Consider the following 2965-nt stretch of genomic DNA (forward strand, 5'->3'; position numbering starts at 1 on the left):
AGGCCCAGCCCCTGATCCCACAGCCAGTGCCGGAACTTGAGCGTGTTATCCCAATCGACGGCGGGCGAACCGACCCAGGGATCGCGCTCGCGCAAGGGATCGGAGACCACATGGGCGGCGGCAAAGGCGGTGCGCGTCAGAGGCACGCGCGGGGCGCGCGGGGTCAGGGCTTCGCCGGTCAGCCGGTAGGGTTCCAGCCGGTTGTCCGTGGTGGGAAGAGTGAGCATCTTGAACTCCAGCAAAAAGGCGCCGCTCAGTCCGCGACGGGAATGTCCAGCACGAGGATGCCGTCAAGGCCGCCAATCGCATTGGCGACCAGCCGGGCTCCCAGGGCCTTGTGATCGGGATGGGTCTGGTAGGCTTCGAGCGCGTTCCAGCTTTCGAAATCGACGACGAAGCCGTGCATGTAGCCACGCTCGATCTTCTCCGGACTTTCGCTTCGACCGGAAGTGATGTCGAGAATGCCGGGAACCTGCGCTTCGATGGTGCGAAGTTCCTGGAACATTCCGGAAATCTCGGCTTCCGAAACCTCCGGTTTGAACTTGATCAGAACGATGTGGCGGATCATGAGGCAGCTCCGTGGTCCTGACGGATCATGTCGGAGGCCTTTTCGCCGATCATGATGGCCGCAGCATTGGTGTTGGAGGAAATGACCCTCGGCATGATCGAGGCATCGACGACGCGCAGACCTTCCAGCCCCTTGAAGCGCAGCCGGGGATCGACGACGGCCTTGTCGTCGGCACCCATCCGGCAAGTGCCTGCGGGATGGTGCGAGGTCTTGGAATGCTCGCAGATGAAGCGGAAATAGTCCTCGTCCGTCTTCACACCGGGCCCCGGAAGCCGCTCGGCCTTGATGAAGGGTTTCAGCGGTTTCTGCGCCAGGATCTCCTGGGTAAGCTTCAAGCCCCGGATCGACATTTCCCGGTCCTGCGGATCTTCCAGATAGTTCGGATCAATCAACGGGGCGTCTGCAGGGTTGGAGCTTTGGAGGCGCACCGTGCCGCGCGAACGCGGGCGCAGGTAACAGGAGTTCAGCGTTACGCCGCCCTCGGGCATCGCCGCGACACCGGATTCAATGCCGGTTCCAAGCCCCAGATGGAACTGGAGATCGGGCGAGCGGGCTTGCCTGTCGGCGTACCAGAACCCTCCCGTCTCAAAGAGGCTCGACGACACCGGCCCGCGTTTGGTGAAGAGATACTGGAGACCGGCAATCGCCGACCAGTGCGGCTTCGCATAGCGGTCATAGGTGAACGGCCCGCTGACCTCGCAAATGCAATAAAGATCCAGATGATCCTGCAGGTTCGCACCGACCTCCGGCTGGTCGCAAACCACCTCGATGCCGAGGCCATGCAGGTGATCCGCAGGCCCGATGCCGGAAAGCTGCAACAGTCGCGGCGAGCCGATGGAGCCGGAAGACAGAATGACCTCCGATGCCGCCGTCAGGCGGGTGCCATCGATCATCTCGACACCCGTTGCCCGGCCGCTTTCAACCGTGATCCGGCGTACCTGCGCACCCGTCTTCACGTGCAGATTGGCCCGGTTCCGGTTGGGCGCGAGGTAGGCCATGGCCGCCGAGGACCGGCGGGCGTTCTTCTGGGTCAGCTGGTAATAGGCAACGCCGTCCTGCTTCTCGCCGGTCACGTCGTCATTGCGCGGAATGCCGAGTTCCCGGGCGGCCTCGAAATAGGCTTCGCAGATCGGTAGCGGGGCGCAGGGCTTGGAAACGCCGAGGGGCCCGCCCTGGCCGTGATACCGGTTGTTGTAGGTGTCGTTGTCTTCCGCCTTGCGGTAATAGGGCAGCACATCCTCATAGCCCCAGCCCTCGCAGCCCATCTGGCGCCACTCGTCATAATCGAGCGCATTGCCCCGGGTATAGATCTGCGCGTTGATGGCCGAGCCGCCGCCGATCACCTTGGCCTGTGTGTAGCGGAACACCCGGCCGTTCATGTGCTTTTGCGGCACCGTGTGCCAGCCCCAGGAGCCGATCCCCTTGGTCATCTTCGCAAAGCCGGCCGGCAGGTGGTAGAGCGGGTTCCAGTCGCGCCCGCCCGCTTCCAGCAGCAGGACCTGAACGTTCGGATCCTCGCTGAGACGTGCCGCAACGACCGAGCCCGCGCTGCCGCCACCGATGATGATGAAGTCGTAGCCTTTTTCCATGGTTGCCCCTCAGAGCCGCGGGATCGACAGGCCGCCGTCGACGGCGATGCAGGAGCCGGTCGCAAAAGCCATCTGGCCTTCGGCAATCGGCAGGATGGTCGACCCGATATCGGCCGGCTGTCCCCAGCGCGCCGCCGGCACAAGTCCGCCTTCGATCCGGGCGGTGTATTTGTCCTTCACCCCGGCGGTCATGCCGGTCTCTATGATGCCCGGACGGATTTCGAAGACACCGATGCCATGGGGGGCGAGCCGCACCGCGAAGAGTTCCGCCATCATGGCGGCGCCCGCCTTGGAGATGCAATATTCCGCCCTCTCGATTGAGGCCATCGTGGCACTGACGGAGGTCACAAAGGTGATCGACCGGTAGGTGTCTTGCCGAAGCTTCAACATGCGTCGGGCCGCCTCCTGCGCCAGGAAGAAAGCGCCCCTCAGGTTCACGCCCAGCACGAAGTCGAAACTGTCGAGCTGAAGGTCCAGCATGTCGCCGCGCACCTTTGCCGGAACGCCCGCGTTTGAAGCAAGCGTCGTGACAGGTCCGAACCTCTCCTCGACCCGGTCCAGGAGCCCGGCATGGCCCTCGACATCCTGCATATCGTGGGAGAAATAGGCGGCATTGCCCCCAAGCCTTTCGAGGGCTTCACCGACTTCCGGAGTGTCGGGTTTGCTGCGGGAGGCGAGCGCAACGGAATAGCCGGCGCCTGCCAGCGTTTCCGCAATGCCAAGGCCGATGCCTTTTTGCCCACCGGTGACGAGCGCGACTTTGCTCATGAGTTCAGTTCCCGTTTGATGGTCTCGGCGGCCCGAAGCG

Annotated in this window: 4 protein-coding genes; all 4 read right to left on the minus strand. The window is 63.5% G+C overall.

What is annotated here, in order from left to right; genetic code table 11:
- Nucleotides 1-227: DUF993 family protein (locus tag ACQY7U_RS19950; RefSeq protein WP_428648318.1), on the minus strand; the 227-nt coding region annotated here is incomplete at its 3' end.
- 26 nt (nucleotides 228-253) lie between these two features.
- Complete coding sequence (locus ACQY7U_RS19955) at nucleotides 254-568, minus strand: Dabb family protein (protein WP_428648320.1); 315 nt, start codon at nucleotides 566-568, stop codon at nucleotides 254-256.
- Entirely contained in the window at nucleotides 565-2157 is a 1593-nt protein-coding gene (locus ACQY7U_RS19960; protein ID WP_428648322.1) for a GMC family oxidoreductase, read from the minus strand. Before ACQY7U_RS19960 ends, ACQY7U_RS19955 begins: the two co-directional genes overlap by 4 nt.
- A gap of 9 nt (nucleotides 2158-2166) precedes the next feature.
- Nucleotides 2167-2925 (minus strand): 3-ketoacyl-ACP reductase, encoded by a 759-nt coding sequence (locus tag ACQY7U_RS19965; protein ID WP_428648325.1) that lies wholly within the window; start codon nucleotides 2923-2925, stop codon nucleotides 2167-2169.
- Nucleotides 2926-2965: the final 40 nt, after the last annotated feature.

This window comes from Roseibium sp., from assembly GCF_050301095.1.
GTDB lineage: Bacteria > Pseudomonadota > Alphaproteobacteria > Rhizobiales > Stappiaceae > Roseibium.

Coding starts and splice junctions, on each gene's coding strand:
- ACQY7U_RS19955 (WP_428648320.1), bottom strand. CDS start 568: ATGATCCGCCACATCGTTCTGATCAAGTTCAAACCGGAGGTTTCGGAA.
- ACQY7U_RS19965 (WP_428648325.1), bottom strand. CDS start 2,925: ATGAGCAAAGTCGCGCTCGTCACCGGTGGGCAAAAAGGCATCGGCCTT.
- ACQY7U_RS19960 (WP_428648322.1), bottom strand. CDS start 2,157: ATGGAAAAAGGCTACGACTTCATCATCATCGGTGGCGGCAGCGCGGGC.